The 16948-nt window shown below is 74.6% G+C and carries 13 protein-coding genes and 2 pseudogenes; 7 read left to right on the top strand and 8 right to left on the bottom strand.

Annotation, left to right across the window (positions count from 1 at the left end):
* Window positions 1-24: 24 nt before the first annotated feature.
* A pseudogene (locus ACZ8ZB_RS04270) lies at window positions 25-311 on the top strand (SHOCT domain-containing protein).
* A 193-nt stretch (window positions 312-504) separates the two neighbouring features.
* On the opposite strand, the gene ACZ8ZB_RS04265 reads toward ACZ8ZB_RS04270, so the two are convergent.
* Both ACZ8ZB_RS04265 and ACZ8ZB_RS04260 read right to left on the bottom strand, forming a co-directional pair.
* On the bottom strand, window positions 505-1050 hold the full coding sequence (locus tag ACZ8ZB_RS04265) for an ATP-binding protein (protein ID WP_470736380.1): 546 nt from the start codon (window positions 1048-1050) through the stop codon (window positions 505-507).
* Between the two features lie 183 nt (window positions 1051-1233).
* Window positions 1234-1557: a hypothetical protein gene (locus ACZ8ZB_RS04260; protein ID WP_470736379.1), complete on the bottom strand. Its 324-nt coding sequence runs from the start codon at window positions 1555-1557 to the stop codon at window positions 1234-1236.
* A 331-nt stretch (window positions 1558-1888) separates the two neighbouring features.
* On the opposite strand from ACZ8ZB_RS04260, the gene cds1 reads away from it, so the two are divergent.
* A complete protein-coding gene (gene cds1 / locus ACZ8ZB_RS04255; RefSeq protein WP_470736378.1) occupies window positions 1889-3013 on the top strand; it encodes an L-cysteine desulfhydrase Cds1 in 1125 nt (374 codons plus the stop codon).
* Between the two features lie 3 nt (window positions 3014-3016).
* Here cds1 and ACZ8ZB_RS04250 read toward each other — a convergent pair whose 3' ends face one another.
* Window positions 3017-3487 carry an SRPBCC family protein gene (locus tag ACZ8ZB_RS04250; protein WP_470736377.1) on the bottom strand — a complete coding sequence of 157 codons (471 nt, stop codon included), beginning with the start codon at window positions 3485-3487 and terminating at the stop codon, window positions 3017-3019.
* Window positions 3488-3541: 54 nt separating this feature from the next.
* The gene (locus ACZ8ZB_RS04245; protein ID WP_470736376.1) at window positions 3542-4381 is read right to left on the bottom strand and encodes a DeoR/GlpR family DNA-binding transcription regulator; all 840 of its coding nucleotides are present in this window, start codon (window positions 4379-4381) and stop codon (window positions 3542-3544) included.
* A 281-nt stretch (window positions 4382-4662) separates the two neighbouring features.
* Here ACZ8ZB_RS04245 and ACZ8ZB_RS04240 point away from each other — a divergent pair, with 281 nt between their 5' ends.
* Window positions 4663-7041 carry a hypothetical protein gene (locus ACZ8ZB_RS04240; protein ID WP_470736375.1) on the top strand — a complete coding sequence of 793 codons (2379 nt, stop codon included), beginning with the start codon at window positions 4663-4665 and terminating at the stop codon, window positions 7039-7041.
* Here the strand turns inward: ACZ8ZB_RS04240 and ACZ8ZB_RS04235 are convergent.
* The 3 genes and pseudogenes from ACZ8ZB_RS04235 to ACZ8ZB_RS04225 all read right to left on the bottom strand — a co-directional run bounded on the left by ACZ8ZB_RS04235 (window position 7011) and on the right by ACZ8ZB_RS04225 (window position 10919).
* Complete coding sequence (locus ACZ8ZB_RS04235; RefSeq protein WP_470736374.1) at window positions 7011-9446, bottom strand: right-handed parallel beta-helix repeat-containing protein; 2436 nt, start codon at window positions 9444-9446, stop codon at window positions 7011-7013. The genes ACZ8ZB_RS04240 and ACZ8ZB_RS04235 overlap by 31 nt on opposite strands.
* Before the next feature lie 121 nt (window positions 9447-9567).
* Window positions 9568-10155: pseudogene (locus ACZ8ZB_RS04230) on the bottom strand (Rv1733c family protein); the annotation flags it as partial.
* 335 nt (window positions 10156-10490) lie between these two features.
* Window positions 10491-10919, bottom strand: a complete 429-nt coding sequence (locus tag ACZ8ZB_RS04225; RefSeq protein ID WP_470736373.1) for a DUF6643 family protein — start codon at window positions 10917-10919, stop codon at window positions 10491-10493.
* 297 nt (window positions 10920-11216) lie between these two features.
* Between ACZ8ZB_RS04225 and ACZ8ZB_RS04220 the strand changes: the two genes are divergently transcribed.
* Window positions 11217-12491, top strand: a complete 1275-nt coding sequence (locus ACZ8ZB_RS04220; RefSeq protein WP_470741415.1) for a TerD family protein — start codon at window positions 11217-11219, stop codon at window positions 12489-12491.
* Between the two features lie 17 nt (window positions 12492-12508).
* On the opposite strand, the gene ACZ8ZB_RS04215 is transcribed toward ACZ8ZB_RS04220, so the two are convergent.
* Window positions 12509-13726, bottom strand: coding sequence for a glycosyltransferase (locus ACZ8ZB_RS04215; protein ID WP_470736372.1), 1218 nt, complete (start codon window positions 13724-13726; stop codon window positions 12509-12511).
* A 16-nt stretch (window positions 13727-13742) separates the two neighbouring features.
* Between ACZ8ZB_RS04215 and ACZ8ZB_RS04210 the strand changes: the two genes are divergently transcribed.
* From ACZ8ZB_RS04210 to lnt, 3 genes are all read left to right on the top strand, one after another.
* Window positions 13743-14537 (top strand): glutamate racemase, encoded by a 795-nt coding sequence (locus ACZ8ZB_RS04210; RefSeq protein WP_470736371.1) that lies wholly within the window; start codon window positions 13743-13745, stop codon window positions 14535-14537.
* 50 nt (window positions 14538-14587) lie between these two features.
* Window positions 14588-15133, top strand: coding sequence for a hypothetical protein (locus ACZ8ZB_RS04205; RefSeq protein ID WP_470736370.1), 546 nt, complete (start codon window positions 14588-14590; stop codon window positions 15131-15133).
* 151 nt (window positions 15134-15284) lie between these two features.
* Window positions 15285-16898 (top strand): apolipoprotein N-acyltransferase, encoded by a 1614-nt coding sequence (lnt, locus tag ACZ8ZB_RS04200; RefSeq protein WP_470736369.1) that lies wholly within the window; start codon window positions 15285-15287, stop codon window positions 16896-16898.
* Window positions 16899-16948: the final 50 nt, after the last annotated feature.

The following is a 16948-nucleotide window of genomic DNA, read 5'->3' as shown; positions in this document are numbered from 1 at the left end:
GCGCATCCGAGGAGTCGAACGATCATGCGGACCCCGGCGGACTTCGGTGACGGCGGGCCCGGTCCGTGGATCCTGCTGCTCCCTCTGGTCCGGGCCCTGGTCGTCGGGGCGGCATCGTCCTGCTGCGCCGCACGGTGTGGCGCGGACGCCGTGGACCCGGCCCCGGACGGACCACGGCGGAGGACACCTCGCCCATCGCGGTGCTCGGCCACCGCTTCGCCTCCGGCGAGGCCGACGAGGACGAGTACTGGCGGCGGTTGTCCGTCCTGGACGAGCGGTTCGGCCGGCGTGGTGAGGACGGTGCGCGATGACGGACTGAGGCGCTCACTCCGCCCCGCCCCGTCCCGGGCGACGGAGCGTCACGTCCCCTCGGGAACGAGCCGCCGGGATACGGCCGTTGGAACTGCCGAGGTGCTCGGCCGACAGCGGTGCGCCCGCTGCCGGGGACCCGCAGGCCGGGAGGGGGCCGGGGGTTTCGCCACCGGCTCCCGCCGGCCGCCCGTGTCAGCCGGGGACGGTGGAGCGGGCCGGGGCCCGTTCGCGGTGGTGGTCCCCGGTGGTGCGTTCCACGAGGGCGACCTCCGCGAAGCGGTGGTCGGCGGGCTCGCCGGCCGTGATCCGCGGCTGCCGGTCCCAGGCGGGCGCGGCGGGCGCGGTCGGTGTCGGCAGGGTGAACCACACGATCTTGCCGGACTCGCCGTCCGGCACCGCGCCCCAGCTCTCGCTCATCGCGGCGACCATCGCCAGCCCGCGCCCGCACGTGGCGAGCGGGCCGGCGTCCGCCATGACCGGCAGGCGCGGATCGTGGTCGCGCACCGACACCTTGAGCCGGTCGAGCAGCAGCTCGATCTCGACGGTGCACGTCTTGTCGGGCAGGGCGTGCCGGTGGACGTTGGACAACAACTCCGTGACGCCGAGCGAGGCCCGGTCTATCAATGAGTCCATATGCCAGTAGCGCAACTGCGCAGATACGATTCTGCGGACCTGGCCGATCCGCGACGGCAGGGCTTGGAGCTCCACCGCGCAGTGCCTGCTTGGGTGAGTGATCACGGCTGCGACTCCCCGACGTGAGGTCCGGAAGAACACGGAAGACGGATCCAGCAGGGCGTCTGCCTGACGCTGCCGCCTGCTGTCGTGGCCGGCGGGCTGGTTCGCAGCGTTATCGCCGGTAAACCCAGAGTGACGTGAGACCAGCGTGGCGTACGAGGTGAAGTGACGCAAGTCACGGACATCTCAGGCGCCGCGCCCCGCCGCCCGGCGTACGGCCTCGATGAAGCGGCGGGCGGCCGGCGGGCCGGGTTCGCCCGGCGCGGGGTCGTGGTCGCCCAGGGTCAGCGAGTACCGCTTGCCGTTGAGGTCCGCGAGCGCCCGGTCCTCGGGTGCGAACCAGGGCCTGGACGCCCGTACCGCCTGCACCGGCGCGCTGTCGATCTCGCTGCCGTAGCTGGTGAGCAACTCCAGCCGGCCCTCGCTGATCCGGACCTGGCCGGCCCGGGTGAGCGAACGCAGCCGCTTGCCGATCCGCACGCCCGTGGCCGTGAACTCCGGCTCCGCCATGCCGCCCGCCCCCTTGTGCGCGTCGGTGTGCCGGACCGTGCTCCACGGGCCGGCTCCTGCCCAGCTCCAGTGTGCCCCCGTGCGGGGGCCTGCTCACGCCGGTGCAGTCTGCCCGCACCCGCCGCCGAGCACCAGTGCGCGCACCTCCGTTCCCTGGACTCGGGGTGCACTCGCGCCAATGCGCCCCCCTGTCGCATCCTGCGCTCCCCAGGGGTGCCTTTGAGTGGCTCAAAGGAGTGTTTATGCAGGTGGGAGGCGGTGCGGAGGATGCCTATGATCGGGGTGCCGGCCGCGCGGGACGTCGTCGGCGCTCAGCGTAAGGAGCCCCGCCGTGAGCACTCCCCGACAGACCCCGACCGGCGCCACCCTGGACGTCGACCACAGCGACGCCTCCTACCGGTCCTGGCTGAAAGAGGCCGTGCGCAGGGTGCAGGCCGACGCCAACCGCTCGGCCGACACCCACCTGCTGCGCTTTCCGCTGCCCGAGCGCTGGGGCGTCGACCTCTACCTGAAGGACGAGTCGACCCACCCGACCGGCAGCCTCAAGCACCGGCTGGCCCGTTCGCTCTTCCTCTACGGGCTCTGCAATGGCTGGATCCGTCCGGGCCGCCCGGTGATCGAGGCGTCCAGCGGTTCCACGGCCGTGTCGGAGGCGTACTTCGCGAAGCTGATCGGCGTGCCCTTCATCGCCGTCATGCCGCGCACGACGAGCGCCGAGAAGTGCCGCCTGATCGAGTTCCACGGCGGCCGGTGCCACTTCGTGGACGACCCCCGCACGATGTACGAGGAGTCCGCCGCCCTCGCGGCGGAGACCGGCGGCCACTACATGGACCAGTTCACCTACGCGGAGCGGGCCACGGACTGGCGGGGCAACAACAACATCGCCGAATCGATCTTCCGCCAGCTGGAGCTGGAGCGTTTCCCCGAGCCCGCGTGGATCGTCGCCACGGCCGGCACCGGCGGCACCTCGGCGACCCTCGCGCGCTACGTCCACTACATGCAGTACGACACCCGCATCTGTGTCGCCGACCCGGAGAACTCGTGCTTCTTCCAGGGCTGGACCACCGGCGATCCGGACGCCGCCTGCGACCGCGGCTCCCGCATCGAGGGCATCGGCCGGCCCCGCATGGAGCCGAGCTTCGTGCCCGGCGCGATCGACCGGATGATGAAGGTGCCCGACGCGGCCAGTGTCGCCGCGGTGCGGGTCCTGGAGCGGGTCATCGGACGCAAGGCGGGCGGTTCCACCGGCACCGGGCTGTGGAGCGCGCTGAAACTCGCCGCGGAGATGGTCGCGGAGGGCAGGCGGGGGAGCCTGGTGACGCTGCTGTGCGACTCCGGGGACCGGTACCTGGACAAGTACTACTCGGACGCCTGGCTGGCCGGACAGGGCCTGGACGTCGCGCCCTACACGGCGGCGGTCGAGTCCCTGCTGCGGACCGGCGTCTGGCCCGACTGAGGGCTACCCCGCGAGCCGGCGGTCCAGCGAGGTCACCGCGGAGCGGAACGTCCGCCCCAGTCCCGGCCGGGCGGCCTTCAGCAGGAGGCGGAAGGGCGGTGTTCCGTCGGCCGCGAACGTCCACCGCACCCGCGTGCCCGTCCCGGCCGGGGCGAGCCGCCACTCCTCGGCCAGGGCGCGGGCGCCCGGCGTGTTCGTCACGTCGACGCGGTAGGCGTACACCTCGGGCTCCTCGCTCACGAGGATCGTCTCGCGGAAGCGGGCGCCGCCCCGGAGCCGGATCGCGCGCCCCGCGCCGTCGTCGAGCGGGCGGGCCGGCGTGACCGGCCCGAACCACTCCGTCCAGCCGGTCACGTCCTTCGCGAGCGCGCGGTGCACGCGCTCCGGCACGGCGGCGATCTCCTGCTCGAAGACCAGGCGTACGGGCGCGGCCCGGACGAACTCGTGCCCCACGGGGCGCAGACGGCGAGCCATGGACGTGACCTCCTCGACGGAGAACGGACTCGACGGTGAACGAGCCGGGGCCCGTCAGCCGTCCGTGGTCTGGGGGGACGCCTCGGGCTCCCCCGCCACCACCAGCCGCCGCAGATGCTCGGACACCTTCGCGCGTGCTCCCTCGGGCAGTCCGGAGTCCGTCACCAGGGTGTCGACCTGCTCCAGCGAAGCGAACGAACTCAGCCCCACCGTGCCCCACTTGGTGTGGTCGGCGACCACGACCACCCGCCGGGCCGACTGCACCAGGCGCCGGTTGGTCTCCGCCTCCGCGAGGTTCGGCGTCGACAGCCCCGCCTCCACCGATATGCCGTGCACCCCGAGGAACAGCAGGTCGAAGTGGAGCGCCGCGATCGCCTGGTCGGCCACCGGCCCCACCAGCGAGTCGGACGGCGTGCGCACCCCGCCGGTCAGGACGACCGTGGCCGCGCCCTGCCGGGTCCCCGACGTGCGCTGCGCCGCGTGGAACACATCGGCCACCCGCACCGAGTTGGTGACCACCGTGAGGTCGGGAACGTCGGTCAACCGGTGCGCCAGCGCGAACGTCGTCGTACCGCCCGAGAGCGCGATCGCCGCGCCGGGGGAGACCAGCTCGGCCGCCGCCCGCGCGATGTCCTCCTTGGCGGTCGGCTCCAGGCCGGACTTGGCTTCGAACCCGGGCTCGTGCGTACTCGCCTCCACCACCGGGACCGCTCCGCCGTGCACCTTCTCCAGCACGCCCTGCCGGGCCAGCGCGTCGAGGTCACGGCGGACCGTCATGTCCGACACGCCGAGCTTGCGGGTCAGCTCGTTGACCCGGACCCCGCCCCGGCGCCGGACCTCGTCGAGGATCAGGGCGCGCCGCTGCTCCGCGAGCAGGTTCTGATTCTCGCTCACGTACGCTCCGGTCCTTTCGCCGCCAACCGCCCGACATGCCCCGCACCCTCTGCGACGAACGGGTTCCCGCCCGTCATCGGTGCGCGGATGTCCCATCCTCGCACGCCGTGCCCCGGCCGGTGCCACCAGTATCTCGTCGCGCACATGTCATTGACTTCCCGTATGCCGCTTGCCCGTCGCACGGATCGGGGAGATTACGTGACGAGAGGTGTGAGCCGTTTAGCCACGGGCGATCCCGTGCCCGCGCGGACGGGGCCGACGGGGCGTCAGTCACGGGGGAGATGCGAATCGTGGAGAACACGCAGCCACACGGACCGGCCGAGGGGGCCGGGGGTCCCGCGGCGCGGTCCGGGGAGCCCGGGGCCTCCTTGGAGCTCCTGGTCCACGGGGTGGGCGGCACCACCCCGGAGGAGATGCTCGACGACCCGCGCACGGTCCGGATCACCGGTGACGACACCGCCGCCGTGTTCCGCCGTGCCGACGACGTCGACGCGGAGCGGCGACCCGCCGAACGACGCGAGGGGCCCGTCCCCGAGGCCTACGTCTGGTGCAACCTCACCTCCGGGAACGGCACCCGCGCCCTGTGGCTGCTGCTGCTCCCCTTCATGGTGGTCAACCTCGCCCACTGGATGCGTCCCCCCGCCCACGGCCGCCGGCGCACGGTCCGGCTCTACGGGCTGCTGGTGCGGCTGGCCGGACTGAGCCTGACGGTGCTGCTCGTCGCGGCCGCCTGCGAGGTCGCCCTCGACCTGACCGCCTGGCAGTGCGCGGGCACGCGCGCGTGCGCCGGACGGCATTCCTGGCTCGGCTTCCTCTCGCCCGGGACGCCCGACGGCGGCTGGTGGAGCGCGCCGGGCCGCAGGCTGGCGCTCGCCGCCCTGGTGCCGGCCGCACTCACCGGCCTGCTGTGGTTCCTGTCCCTGCGCACCTGGAGCGCGTACGAGTCCCAGCAGCCGATGACCCACGATCCCGAGTCCGAGGAGGACGGCGGGCGCACCGCACTGGGCCGGCCCGGCTTCTGGTACGGCCGGCGCCTGGTCGCCCGGCTGCGCGCCGCGCACACCGCCGCCGGACTGCTGACGATCGCCGCCGCGGTCGGCTCCGCCGCCGCCCGCCACGACCGCGAGCCGGGCGGCCCGGCCGTCCTGGGCGTCCTCGGTGTGCTCCTGGGGGCGGTGCTGGCTGTCGGGGCGGGCGTCGTGGTGTGGGTGGTGTGCCGCCGGGGCCGCACCGAACGCCGGCTGGACGACGGACTCGACCGGCACCTGGTGCGGTGCCTGCCGCTTGCCGCGCTCGCCCTGCTCGCCCTCACCGTGGTGTACGCCGGGTGGGAGCGCCCCGGGTGGGAGTCGGCGGGCCGGCTGCCGGGCGACGCCGCCTTCGGCGCCCTCGCCCTCGCCCAGGGCCTGCTGGTGATCGTGCTCGCCGGGGCCGCCCACGGCCTGCACCGCACCGACCCCGACCGGCGCGCCGCGATGCGGGGCCTGGCCGGACCGGCGGTCGCCATGCTCGCCTGCGCGCTGGGCGGCGTCATGTCCGGCGGCGTCTCCCAGCGGGTCTCCGACTGGCTGGACGGTACCGGCACCTCGATCCCCGGCCCGCCGGTGCTGCTCACCTGGCAGGCGTCCGTGATCCCGCCGCTGCTCCTGCTGCTCCTGGTGCTGTGCGGCTGGCTCGCCCGGCGTGCCTGGCACATCGCCCGAGGGGAACGCGTCGCCGTGGAACGCGAGTACCCCGGCGAGACGGGCGACCCCGGTCGCACCCGCCGCATCGCCTCCGCGCGCGCCTTGGCCGCGCTCACCGACCGCGGACCGCGCGTCCTCGCCGTCACCTCCGCCGCGACCCTGCTGCTGGGCGCCGGCGCCCTCGCCGGCGCCCTGACCACCGACAGGACACCCGGCGAGGCGGCCCGCGGCTCGTACGCCGTCGTCCACGGCGCCGCCGAGACCGCGCAGGCGCTGGGCTCCTGGCTGATCGGTCTCGGCTTCATCCTCTTCGTCACCTGGGGCCGGCGCGCCTACAAGGACGCCTCCGCGCGGCGCACCATCGGCATCCTGTGGGACGTCGGCACCTTCTGGCCGCGCGCCGCGCATCCCTTCGCGCCGCCCTGCTACGCCGAGCGCGCGGTGCCCGACCTGACCTGGCGCATCGCCGCCTGGACCCGGGCCACCGGCGGCCGGCTGGTGATCTCCGGTCACTCCCAGGGCAGCGTCCTCGCCGCCGCGGCGGCCTGGCAGCTGGCGCCGTCCACCCGCAGACGCGTCGCGCTGCTGACCTACGGCTCCCCGCTGGAGCGGCTCTACGGCCGCTGGTTCCCGGCCCACTTCGGTCCGGACGCGCTCAGCTCCCTGCACCGGGAGGTCGACTGCTGGCGCAACCTCCACCGGCGCACCGACCCCATCGGCGGCCCGATGAGGCTGCCCGGCGACCGCGGCCCCGCAGTGGACCGCCCCGCGCTCCAGGACCCCCTCGCCTACGGCCGCACCGAGACCCACCCCCTGCCCGCGCCGATCCTCGGCCACTCCGACTACCAGGCCGACCCGGCGTTCGCCGAGGAACGCCGGCGCCTGCTCGCCCGCCTGCGGCCCGGGGTGCCGGCGCCCCGGCCCACGGGGGAACCCGACGGCGCTCAGGGCAGCGCCGGCAGGTCCTCGGGGTAGAGGAGGGTCAGGTCGTCGGTGGTCGGCTCGTCGAGCTGGGCCACCCGGCTCGCGTGCCGCTCCACCATCGCCTCGAAGGTCTGCCGCGCGGTGCGCCCGTTGCCGAACGCGGGCCCTTTGGGAATGTCGGTGAAGTACGCCAGCACCGCCTCGTCGGCGCCCGGCGCCAGCCGGTACTCGTGCTCCTCGGCCTGCTGCCGCACGATCCGCAGCAGCTCCTCGGGGCCGTAGTCGCCGAAGGTGATCGTCCGCGAGAAACGGGACGCCACACCCGGGTTGACCGACAGGAACCGCTCCATCTCGGCCGTGTAGCCGGCCACGATCACCACCACCGCGTCCCGCTGGTCCTCCATCAGCTTCACCAGCGTGTCGATGGCCTCCTTGCCGAAGTCGCGCCCGGCGTCCTCCGGGGAGAGCGCGTACGCCTCGTCGATGAACAGCACACCGCCGCGCGCCTTCTCGAACGCCTCCTGGGTGCGGATCGCCGTGGAACCGATGTGCTCGCCGACCAGGTCCACCCGGGACACCTCGACCAGGTGCCCCTGCTCCAGCACCCCGAGCGAGGCGAGGATCTCGCCGTACAGGCGGGCGACGGTGGTCTTGCCCGTGCCGGGGGAGCCCGTGAACACCAGGTGCCGCTTGACCGACGCCGCCTTCAGGCCCGCCCGCTGCCGGCGCCGGCCCACCTCGATCATGTCGGTGAGGGCGCGCACCTCGCGCTTGACGCTCTCCAGGCCCACCAGCGCGTCGAGTTCCCCGAGCACGGCCTTGGACGTACGGGTCTCCCGCTCCGGCTCGGGGGCGGGCGAGGGCGGTGCCGGATCGGCCGTCCGGGCGGCGGGTACCGTGCTCAGCAGACCGGTGGTGCGGTCCACCGGCTGCACGGCCGGCTCCGGCGACGCCTGCGGCCTCGGACTCCCGCTCTGGTCACTGGTGCAGTCCTCCACGACGGGACCGCCCGAGCCGGACGCCGCGTCGCCCTCGGCGAACTCGTACCCACCCCGCGCGCAGCGCTCCGTGCGGCACTTCCGCAGCGTCGTACGGCTGCCGTCGATCACGTGGAAGCCGTAGCCGCCGCTGTCCGTGACCCGGCAGTCCACGAAGGTGCCGCGGCCGCCGGCGGAGACGTAGACGCCGGCCTCGGCGGGGGAGCCGACGGTGCAGCGCTCGACGGTGGGGTCGGCGCCCTTGGTGACGATCACGCCGGTCTGCACGGCGTCCAGGGAGCAGTTGCCGAGGGTGCCGCCGCTGCCGTGGTCACGGAACCAGGCGCCCGTCGCCGCCTCCCGGATCCGGCAGTCGTCGAGCTGCGCGGTGGCGCCGTCGCTCACCGACACGGCCGTGTTGCGCACCTGCGTCAGATCGCTGTCGACGACGTCCGCGCGGGAGCCGCGGTCGAGCACGAACAGGGCGTCCGGCACGTCGTGCACCCGGCAGGAGTCCAGTACGGCGGTGGCGCCGTCGCTCACCCACACCGCCGGGTAGTCGCCGGTGCTGTCGAAGATCTCGCACTGGTTGGCGTCCACGCGCGTGCCCGGGTCCCACACCGACAGACCGTTGCGGCCGAACCGCCGCACGCTGGTACGGGTCAGGGTGAGCACCGAGCGGGACCGCAGATCGACCGCGTTCTCCGGGACGTCGTGGATGCGGCAGTCGGCCAGCGTCAGCACCGCGTCCGTGTCGAGCGTGACCCCGTCCCCGGTCGTCCGGTGCACCTCGCAGTCGGTGAGGTGCGCGGTGGCGCGGCCGGTGACCTGGACACCGCTGCCCCGCACCTCGTAGACCTCGCAACCCACCGCCTCCAGCGCGGAGTTCTCCCCGGTCGCGGTCAGTCCCGAGCCCGAGGCGTGGTGCACCCGGCAGCGCTCCAGCCGGGGGTGGGCGCCGCCGCGCACCGCGACCCCCGCCTGTCCCGCGGCGACCACCTCGCAATCCTCGAACACCCCGCCCCCGCCGTCGACCACGGCGATGCCGGCGCCCGCGGGATTGTCGACCGTGCAGCGGCGCACCGTGGGCCGGGCGCCGCCGCGCACCTCGATGCCGGCCGCGGACCGGGTGACCACGCGTATGCCGCGCAGCTCCGGAGTGCCCCCCTCGACCAGCACGGCCGGGGCGGTGGCATCCTGCCCCTCCACGTGCAGGTCCTGGACCACCGCCGAGGCGCGCACGGTCAGCGGAACGCCGTCCGGGGGCGCGATGCGCACCGAGCCGGGTGAGCCCTCGGGACCGCGCAGGGTCACCGCCCGCTGCACGACGAGGTTCTCCCGGTAGGTCCCGGGAGCGACGGTGAGCACGTCGCCCTCGGCCGCGGCCTCCAGGGCGGCGGCGAGCGATGCGTACTCACCCGTGCGGCGTCGCCACCTCGATGTGCCGGTGTGCGTCACCTGGACCGTGCCCTGTGCCATGGCGTAGCTGTGCCCCCACCTTGTCGTACGTGGCTCGTTCGCGCGCGTGTCGTCGCCGATCGGTTCGGCCGGACCACCGTAGCGTGCGCGCGGGCGCCGGGTTGACCAGAGCCGTGACGTCGGTCGGCTGCCGGTCCCGGTCCTGCCCCGCCCTGTCCCACGCCTGGTCCCAACGCGCGTGGCGGCGGCGGGCCGTGCGCCGGACGGCCGGCCGTCCGAAGCCCTCGACGAGGGCCGCGGTCACCAGGGCGGCGCCGACGCCGGTGAGCACGGTGTGCGCCGTGGCCGTCGGTCCACGTCCGGAAGCGGTCGCCCGGCCGGGAGGCCTCCAGGCGCGTCGGCACCGGCCCGCTCCGCCCGGTGCCGTCCGGCGCGGTCCGGCGGGCGAGGACGCGGTGGCGCGGCTCACCGCCGACGGGTGTCTTCGGACCGGCGGCCGACGGGGACGGAGCGAGCTCGCGCACCACCGTGGCCGTCACCGGGTGCCGGGACCGGTGCCGTGCGCGGACGGAGCGCTGCAGGGCGTCCTGGGCGGCGCCCCGACGAGGACGCCGGTCACCGGGACGGAGACGAGGAGCAGCGGCAGCGCCGCCCAGGCCCCGGCCAGGTCGGTCCCGCGGCACAGCGGGTCGCGCCGTCGGCGCCGGAGCCCGCTGGATCGTTCGCACGGTCCGGGCCCCCCTTCCCCCCGGCGGGTCCTTTCACGGATCTCTGATGAAAGGCCAACGCGCGAACCAGGGGCCCGGTTCCCGCGCTCCCGGCGGGAACCGCGGCGTGCGGGGACCCCCACGACGGCGCCGGTGCCTCCGTTCCCGGCGCGGACAACCGGAAGCCGCCGGTCGGAGACCCGGCGGCGTCCCGTGCGCAACGTGGTGGTCGGTGCTGTCCGAGGCGCGAACGCATTCCCGCCCCGTGGAGCGGAGGTCCGATCCCCCTCCCCCGGGGGCGGCCGGAAGCGGCCTCGGGGGCCTCCGGCGAATCGGACGCGGACGGGCATGGCCGCGGGGCCGTCGTGCCGTACGGCGCCGACAGCCCCGGGCGGGCTCAGTACCCGCGGTACTGCTGGCTGTTGTACGGGTCCTGGTAAGGAGCGGGACCCGGCCGCGGAGCCGCGGGGCGCATCGCCTCGTAACCGGCGGGCTGAACCGGGCGCGGCGGCTGCTGCTGAGGACCGGGGTAGCCGCGCGGCGCGGTCGCCTGCTGCGGGATGTACGCCGCGGGCGCCTGCTGGAGCGGGGCGGGCTGCGGAGCCTGCGGGTAGCCGTAGGCGGGCTGGGACGGAGCCGCCGGGAGGGCGGGCAACGCCGAGGGGAGGGCGGGCAGATGGCTGGCCGGCGCCTCGTACGCGGCGGGGACCCGGATCGGGGCGATCTGCGGGGTACCCCGCTCGGCCACGAGCGAGTCGTAGATCGGGGTGTCCGGGAAGGCAGCGGAGTAGTAGCCGCCGCCATAAGTGGAGCGGGGGGAGGTCATGGCACATAAGTTAAGCCCACGATGTGCTGGTTGGGGAGACCGATAAGAGGGTTGTTTTCCGTGCCCGCCGTGACCGGGGATCCCCAATGCGAGCGAACTTGTGGAAAAGGGGCACATTGACGGGTGTATTTCGTGTAAAGGCCGAGTTCCGGGCCGGTTACCGGCGGTTGGCCGCCGGTGCCCGCCCCCTTCCCGTGGGAGCCCTCCACGCGGGGGGGAATAAGTTGGGCGGACGAAGACCGACGGACGCCGGGACCTGGCCTGGCGCGGCGACCCGTGATGGGGGCGGACATGTCAATGCCGAAGGGATCGAACACACCGGTGCCCACGACGGCGCTGCGAGTGGACGTGGGCCGGCGTTCCGGCCCCGGCGTACCCGACACGGACGCCTCGGCCCTCCTGCTGGCCGGCGGGAAGGTCCGCTCCGACGACGACTTCGTCTTCTACAACCAGCCCGCCCACTTCTCCGGCGCCGTGCGCCACGAGGGCAAGCGGGAGGCGGGAGGGCGGGTCACCGACACCCTGCTCGTCGACCTCGCACGCGTGGAGCCCGGCATCGAGACGGTGATCCTGGCCGCCTCCTGCGACGGCGGCACGTTCGGACAGGTCCCGGATCTGTACGTCGAGGTCGAGGACGCCGCGAAGGGCACCGTGGCGGCCCGCTTCGACAGCACGGGCGCGACCACCGAGACGGCGTTCGTCCTCGGCGAGTTCTACCGGCGCCAGGGCGCCTGGAAGTTCCGCGCCGTCGGCCAGGGCTACAGCAGCGGACTCGAGGGCCTCGCCACCGACTACGGCATCACGGTGGACGAGCCGCAGCACACTCCCGCCGCCCCGGCGGCCCCCACGGTGCCGGTGCCGCCCGTCGCACCCCCGGCCACCACGCCCCCTCCGGTCGCACCGTCCGTGCCGTCCGCGCCCCCCGCGCCGGTCCGGCTGACGAAGGCGACGCTCACCAAGGCGGCCCCCTCCGTCTCCCTGACCAAGCAGGGCGGCACGTCGGGCACCCTGCACGTGAACCTCAACTGGGAGGTCCGCAAACAGTTCTCGGGCTGGGCCGGCAAACTGGGCCGCCCGGTCGCCACGCACTCCGACCTCGACCTCGACCTGTGCGCCCTGTTCGAACTCACCGACGGACGCAAGGGCGTCGTCCAGGCCCTCGGCAACGCCTTCGGGGCGCTGCACCAGCCGCCCTTCATCCTCCTGGACGGCGACGACCGCACCGGTGCCGTGGCGAGCGGCGAGAACCTCACCGTCAACCTCGACCACAAGCACCTCCTCCGGCGCGTCCTGGTCTTCGTCACCATCTACGAGGGCGCCCGCTCCTTCGCCGACCTGCACGCCACGGTCACCCTCCGGCCGCAGCACGGCGCACCGATCGACTTCTCCCTCGACGAGCGCACCGTCCCCTCGACCGTGTGCGCGCTCGCCCTGATCACCAACACCGGCGGCGGCGAATTCGTCGTCCGGCGCGAGGCCCGTTACCTGGTCCCCGAGCGAGGAGTGAGCCCGCAGCGCACCGTCGACCACGCCTACGGGTGGGGCATGGACTGGACCCCCGGCCGCAAGTGAGGTGAGGCGACGGGCAGTCAGCCCTCGTCGGCCACGGCGGCCGGACGCCCGTAGGTGCGGCCCTTCCAGGCCGCGCCGCGCCCCCGGTGGTGCCGCACCGCCGAGTCCACCGTCATCAGCAGGTACAGGAACGCGGTGAACGGCAGCAGGGGAGCGAGCCACAGCGGCTGCCGGTGGTAGCGGAGCATCGGGGCGTACGTACCCGCCATCACCAGCCAGGCCGCCGCACCCAGGACCGCCGCCGCCCCGCTCCCCCTCACCGCGCCCGCGGCCACCGCGACGGGCGGCACCAGGTACACCAGGGTCAGCCCGGCGACCGTACCGGCCAGCAGCACCGGGCTGTGCCACAGCTGCGCGTACGCGCTCCGCGCCACCATGCGCCACAGATCGCGCAGCCGCGGATACGGACGCACGCTGTCCACCCGGTCCGCGAGCCCCAGCCAGACCCGCCCGCCGCTCCGCTTCACCGCGCGGGCGAGCGCCACGTCGTCGATGACGGCCTGCCGGATCGCGTCCGGGATCCGCGCCCGCCCGGCCGCCTCGGCACGCAGCAGCACACAGCCGCCCGCCGCGGCGGCCGTACGGGTCCCCTCCCGCCCGATCCGGCGGAACGGGTACAGCTGCGCGAAGAAGTAGACGAACGCCGGTACGACCAGGCGTTCCCAGAGGCTCTCCACCCGCAGCCGGGCCATCTGCGACACGACGTCGAACCCTCCGGTACGGGCCGCCGCCACCAGCCGGCGCAGACCGTCCGGGGCGTGCGCGATGTCGGCGTCCGTCAGCAGCAGATACTCGGGGTCACGCGCGCGTGCCAGTCCCATGCCGTGCCGCACCGCCCACAGCTTGCCGGTCCAGCCGGCGGGCGGCTCACCCGGGGAGACCACCGTGAGCGGCAGCCCGCCGTACCGGTCCGCGAGCTCCCGCGCGAGCTCCCCGGTGCCGTCCGTGCTGCCGTCGTCGACGAGGAAGACCTCGGCCCGGCCCGGATAGTCCTGGGCGAGCAGCGAGGGCAGGCTCGCGGGCAGCACCGCCGCCTCGTCGCGCGCGGGGACCACGACGCACACCGACGGCCAGGTCCCCAGGTCGCGGGACGGCGGGAGCCGCACGTCGGTACGCCAGAAGAAGCCCTGGCAGAGCAGCAGCCACCCCCAGGCGGCGAGTGATCCGGCGGCACTCCACACAACGGCGCTCACCTCCCGCAGTCTGCCCCACGGCAGGGGCCCGAAGCGGCTCATCGTCTATCGTGGCCGGGTGAAGATCGCGCTCATGGACTCCGGAATCGGCCTGCTGGCGGCCACCGCCGCGGTGCGGCGCCTGCGCCCCGACGCCGATCTCGTGCTCTCCCTCGACCCCGACGGCATGCCCTGGGGACCCAGGACCCCGGAGGACCTCACCGGGCGCGCCCTCGCCGTCGCCGAGGCGGCGGCCGCGCACCGGCCCGACGCGCTGATCGTCGGCTGCAACACCGCCACGGTGCACGCCCTCACCGCCCTGCGCGCCCGTCTCGAGCCCGGCCTGCCGGTCATCGGCACCGTCCCGGCGATCAAGCCGGCCGCGGCCGGCGGCGGACCGCTGGCGATCTGGGCCACACCGGCCACGACCGGCAGCCCCTACCAGCGGGACCTGATCGAGGACTTCGCCGACGGCGTCGCCGTCACGGAGGTGCCGTGCTGGGGGCTCGCCGAGGCCGTGGAGCGCGCGGACGAGACGGCGATCGACGCCGCCGTCGCCGCCGCCGCCGAGCTGACCCCGGACGAGGTGACGACCGTCGTCCTGGGCTGCACCCATTACGAACTGGTCGCCGAGCGCATCCGGGCCGCCGTGCAGCGCCCCGGCCGGCCACCGCTCGCCCTGCACGGCTCCGCCGGAGCGGTGGCCGCCCAGGCCCTGCGCCGCCTCGGCGAGCAGCCCGCCCCCGGGGCGCCGGCGAGCGGCGCCCTGACGGTGCTGCTGAGCGGACGCGAGGGCGCCCTCCCCGCGGCCGCCCTCACCTACGCGGAGGGCCGGCTGCTGCGGCAGACCGCCGCCACCCGGACGGCGCAGTAACACCGTGCTGCGCGGTATCCGCCGAGCGAATCCTGAGTAACCTCGAATCCATGAGGGACCACCGCCACGGCGAACACGCCCCGTACTCCGGGGTCTGGACCGGCCGTGCGACCAACCGCTTCCAGTGGCTCCTGGCGCTGATCGGCGCCGCCTGCCTGGCCCTCGGCATCACGCTGGCCGTCGACTCCGCGTGGACGACCGGCATCGCACCGCTGGCCATGGCCGTCGTCGGCTGCATCGCCGCCGGGCTGCTGGTCCTGTTCGGCACCCTCGCCTTCGTGCACGTCGCGCTGCGGGTCGACGAGGACCACGTGGAGGTGCGCTGCGGCCACATCGGCGTGCCCCGTCGCCGGATCCCGCTCGCACACGTCGCCGGCGCGGAGTTCACCCCGCACGTCACCCCACGGCACTGGGGCGGCTGGGGGTACCGCTGGCGGCCCGAGAAGGGCACGGCGGTCGTCGTGCGCCGCGGCGAGGGCGTCGTCCTGCGGCTGTGGGACGGCCACACCTTCACGGTGACGGTGGACGACGCGCAGGCGGCGGTGACGGTCATCCGCGACCGCCTCCGCCCCCACAAGCCGGGCGTGACCCACTGACCGCCCTCCACCGTCCCCGCGGGCGGTCGCGCCGCAACCGTCTCCGCGGACAGCCCCTGCCGCACACCCGGGGGAGCGCGGGTCCACCCGGCGTCCTCCGCCCCGCCGACCGTGCTGCCGGCCGCCGGGCCACGCGCCGTAGACTCCCGGAGTGACCGTCACCGCAACCTCCGTCGGCGAGTCGGACCCGATGCCGCCGCAGACCGCGCCCCCGGCGCGGGGCAGGCTGCTCGTGCGCCTCCTCCCGGCCGCCGCAGCCGCGCTCTCGGGCCTGCTCCTCTACGTCAGCTTCCCGCCGCGCACCCTGTGGTGGCTGGCCGTGCCCGCCTTCGCCGTCTTCGGCTGGGTGCTGCGCGGCCGGAGCTGGAAGGCGGCACTCGGCCTCGGCTACCTCTTCGGCCTCGGCTTCCTGCTGCCGCTGCTGGTGTGGACCGGTGTGGAGGTCGGCCCCGGTCCGTGGCTCGCCCTCGTGGTGATCGAGGCGGTCTTCGTCGCGCTGGTCGGCGCGGGCGTCGCCACGGTGTCGAAACTCCCCGGATGGCCGGTGTGGGCGGCGGCGCTGTGGATCGCCGGCGAGGCGGTGCGCGCGCGCGTGCCGTTCAGCGGCTTCCCCTGGGGCAAGGTCGCGTTCGGGCAGGCGGACGGCGTCTTCCTGCCGCTGGCCGCGCTCGGCGGCACTCCGGTGCTGGGCTTCGCCGTCGTGCTGTGCGGCTTCGGGCTCCACGAGAGCGTCCGGGTGGTCCTCCACGCCCGGCGCACCGGAACCCTGCGGCGGGCCGCGGCGGTCGTCGGCGCGCTGAGCGTCGTCGTACCGCTGGTGGCCGCCTTCGCCGCCCGGTCGCTGGTCGGCGACAAGGCCGAGGCCGGCACCGTGACCGTCGCCGTCATCCAGGGCAACGTGCCCCGCCTCGGCCTGGACTTCAACTCCCAGCGGCGCGCGGTCCTCGACCACCACGCGCGGGAGACGGAGCGCCTGGCCGCCGACGTCGCGGCCGGCAAGGCCGAGCAGCCCGACATCGTGCTGTGGCCGGAGAACTCCTCCGACATCGACCCCTTCACCAACGCCGACGCGCGCGCCGTCATCGACAGGGCGGCCAAGGCCATCGACGCACCCGTCTCGGTCGGCGGTGTGGTCGACAGGGACGGCCAACTGCTCAACGAGCAGATCCTCTGGGACCCGGCGAAGGGCCCCGTCGACACCTACGACAAACGGCAGATCCAGCCGTTCGGCGAGTACCTCCCGCTGCGCTCACTGGTGGGGGCGATCAACGAGGACTGGACGTCGATGGTCCGCCGGGACTTCAGCCGGGGCGGCGAGCCGGGCGTCTTCACCATGAACGGTGCCGGCGTCGGCCTGGTCACCTGCTACGAGGCCGCCTTCGACTGGGCGGTGCGCGACACGGTCACCGCCGGCGCCCAGCTGATCTCGGTGCCCAGCAACAACGCCACCTTCGGCCGCAGCGAGATGACCTACCAGCAGCTCGCCATGTCCCGGGTCCGCGCCGTGGAGCACAGCCGCGCCGTCACCGTGCCGGTGACCAGCGGGGTCAGCGCGATCATCATGCCCGACGGACAGATCACGCAGAGGACCGGCATGTTCGTCGCCGACTCGCTGGTGCGGGAGGTGCCGCTGCGCACCTCGCAGACCCCCGCCACCCGCCTCGGCGTCCTCCCGGAGACCGCCCTCCTCCTGGTCGCCGCGGGCGGACTGGGCTGGGCCGTCGCCGCCGGGGTGCGCGGGCGACGCGCCGGTGACGTGCGGTAGTACGCCCGACGCACGCCCCCTGAAGTGAGGGGGAAGGCCCTGACCGGCCG

It is taken from the genome of Streptomyces sp. 12E (genome assembly GCF_055633275.1).
The sequence above is the reverse complement of the archived record's forward strand: the minus strand, read 5'-3'. Positions and strand labels throughout refer to the sequence as shown.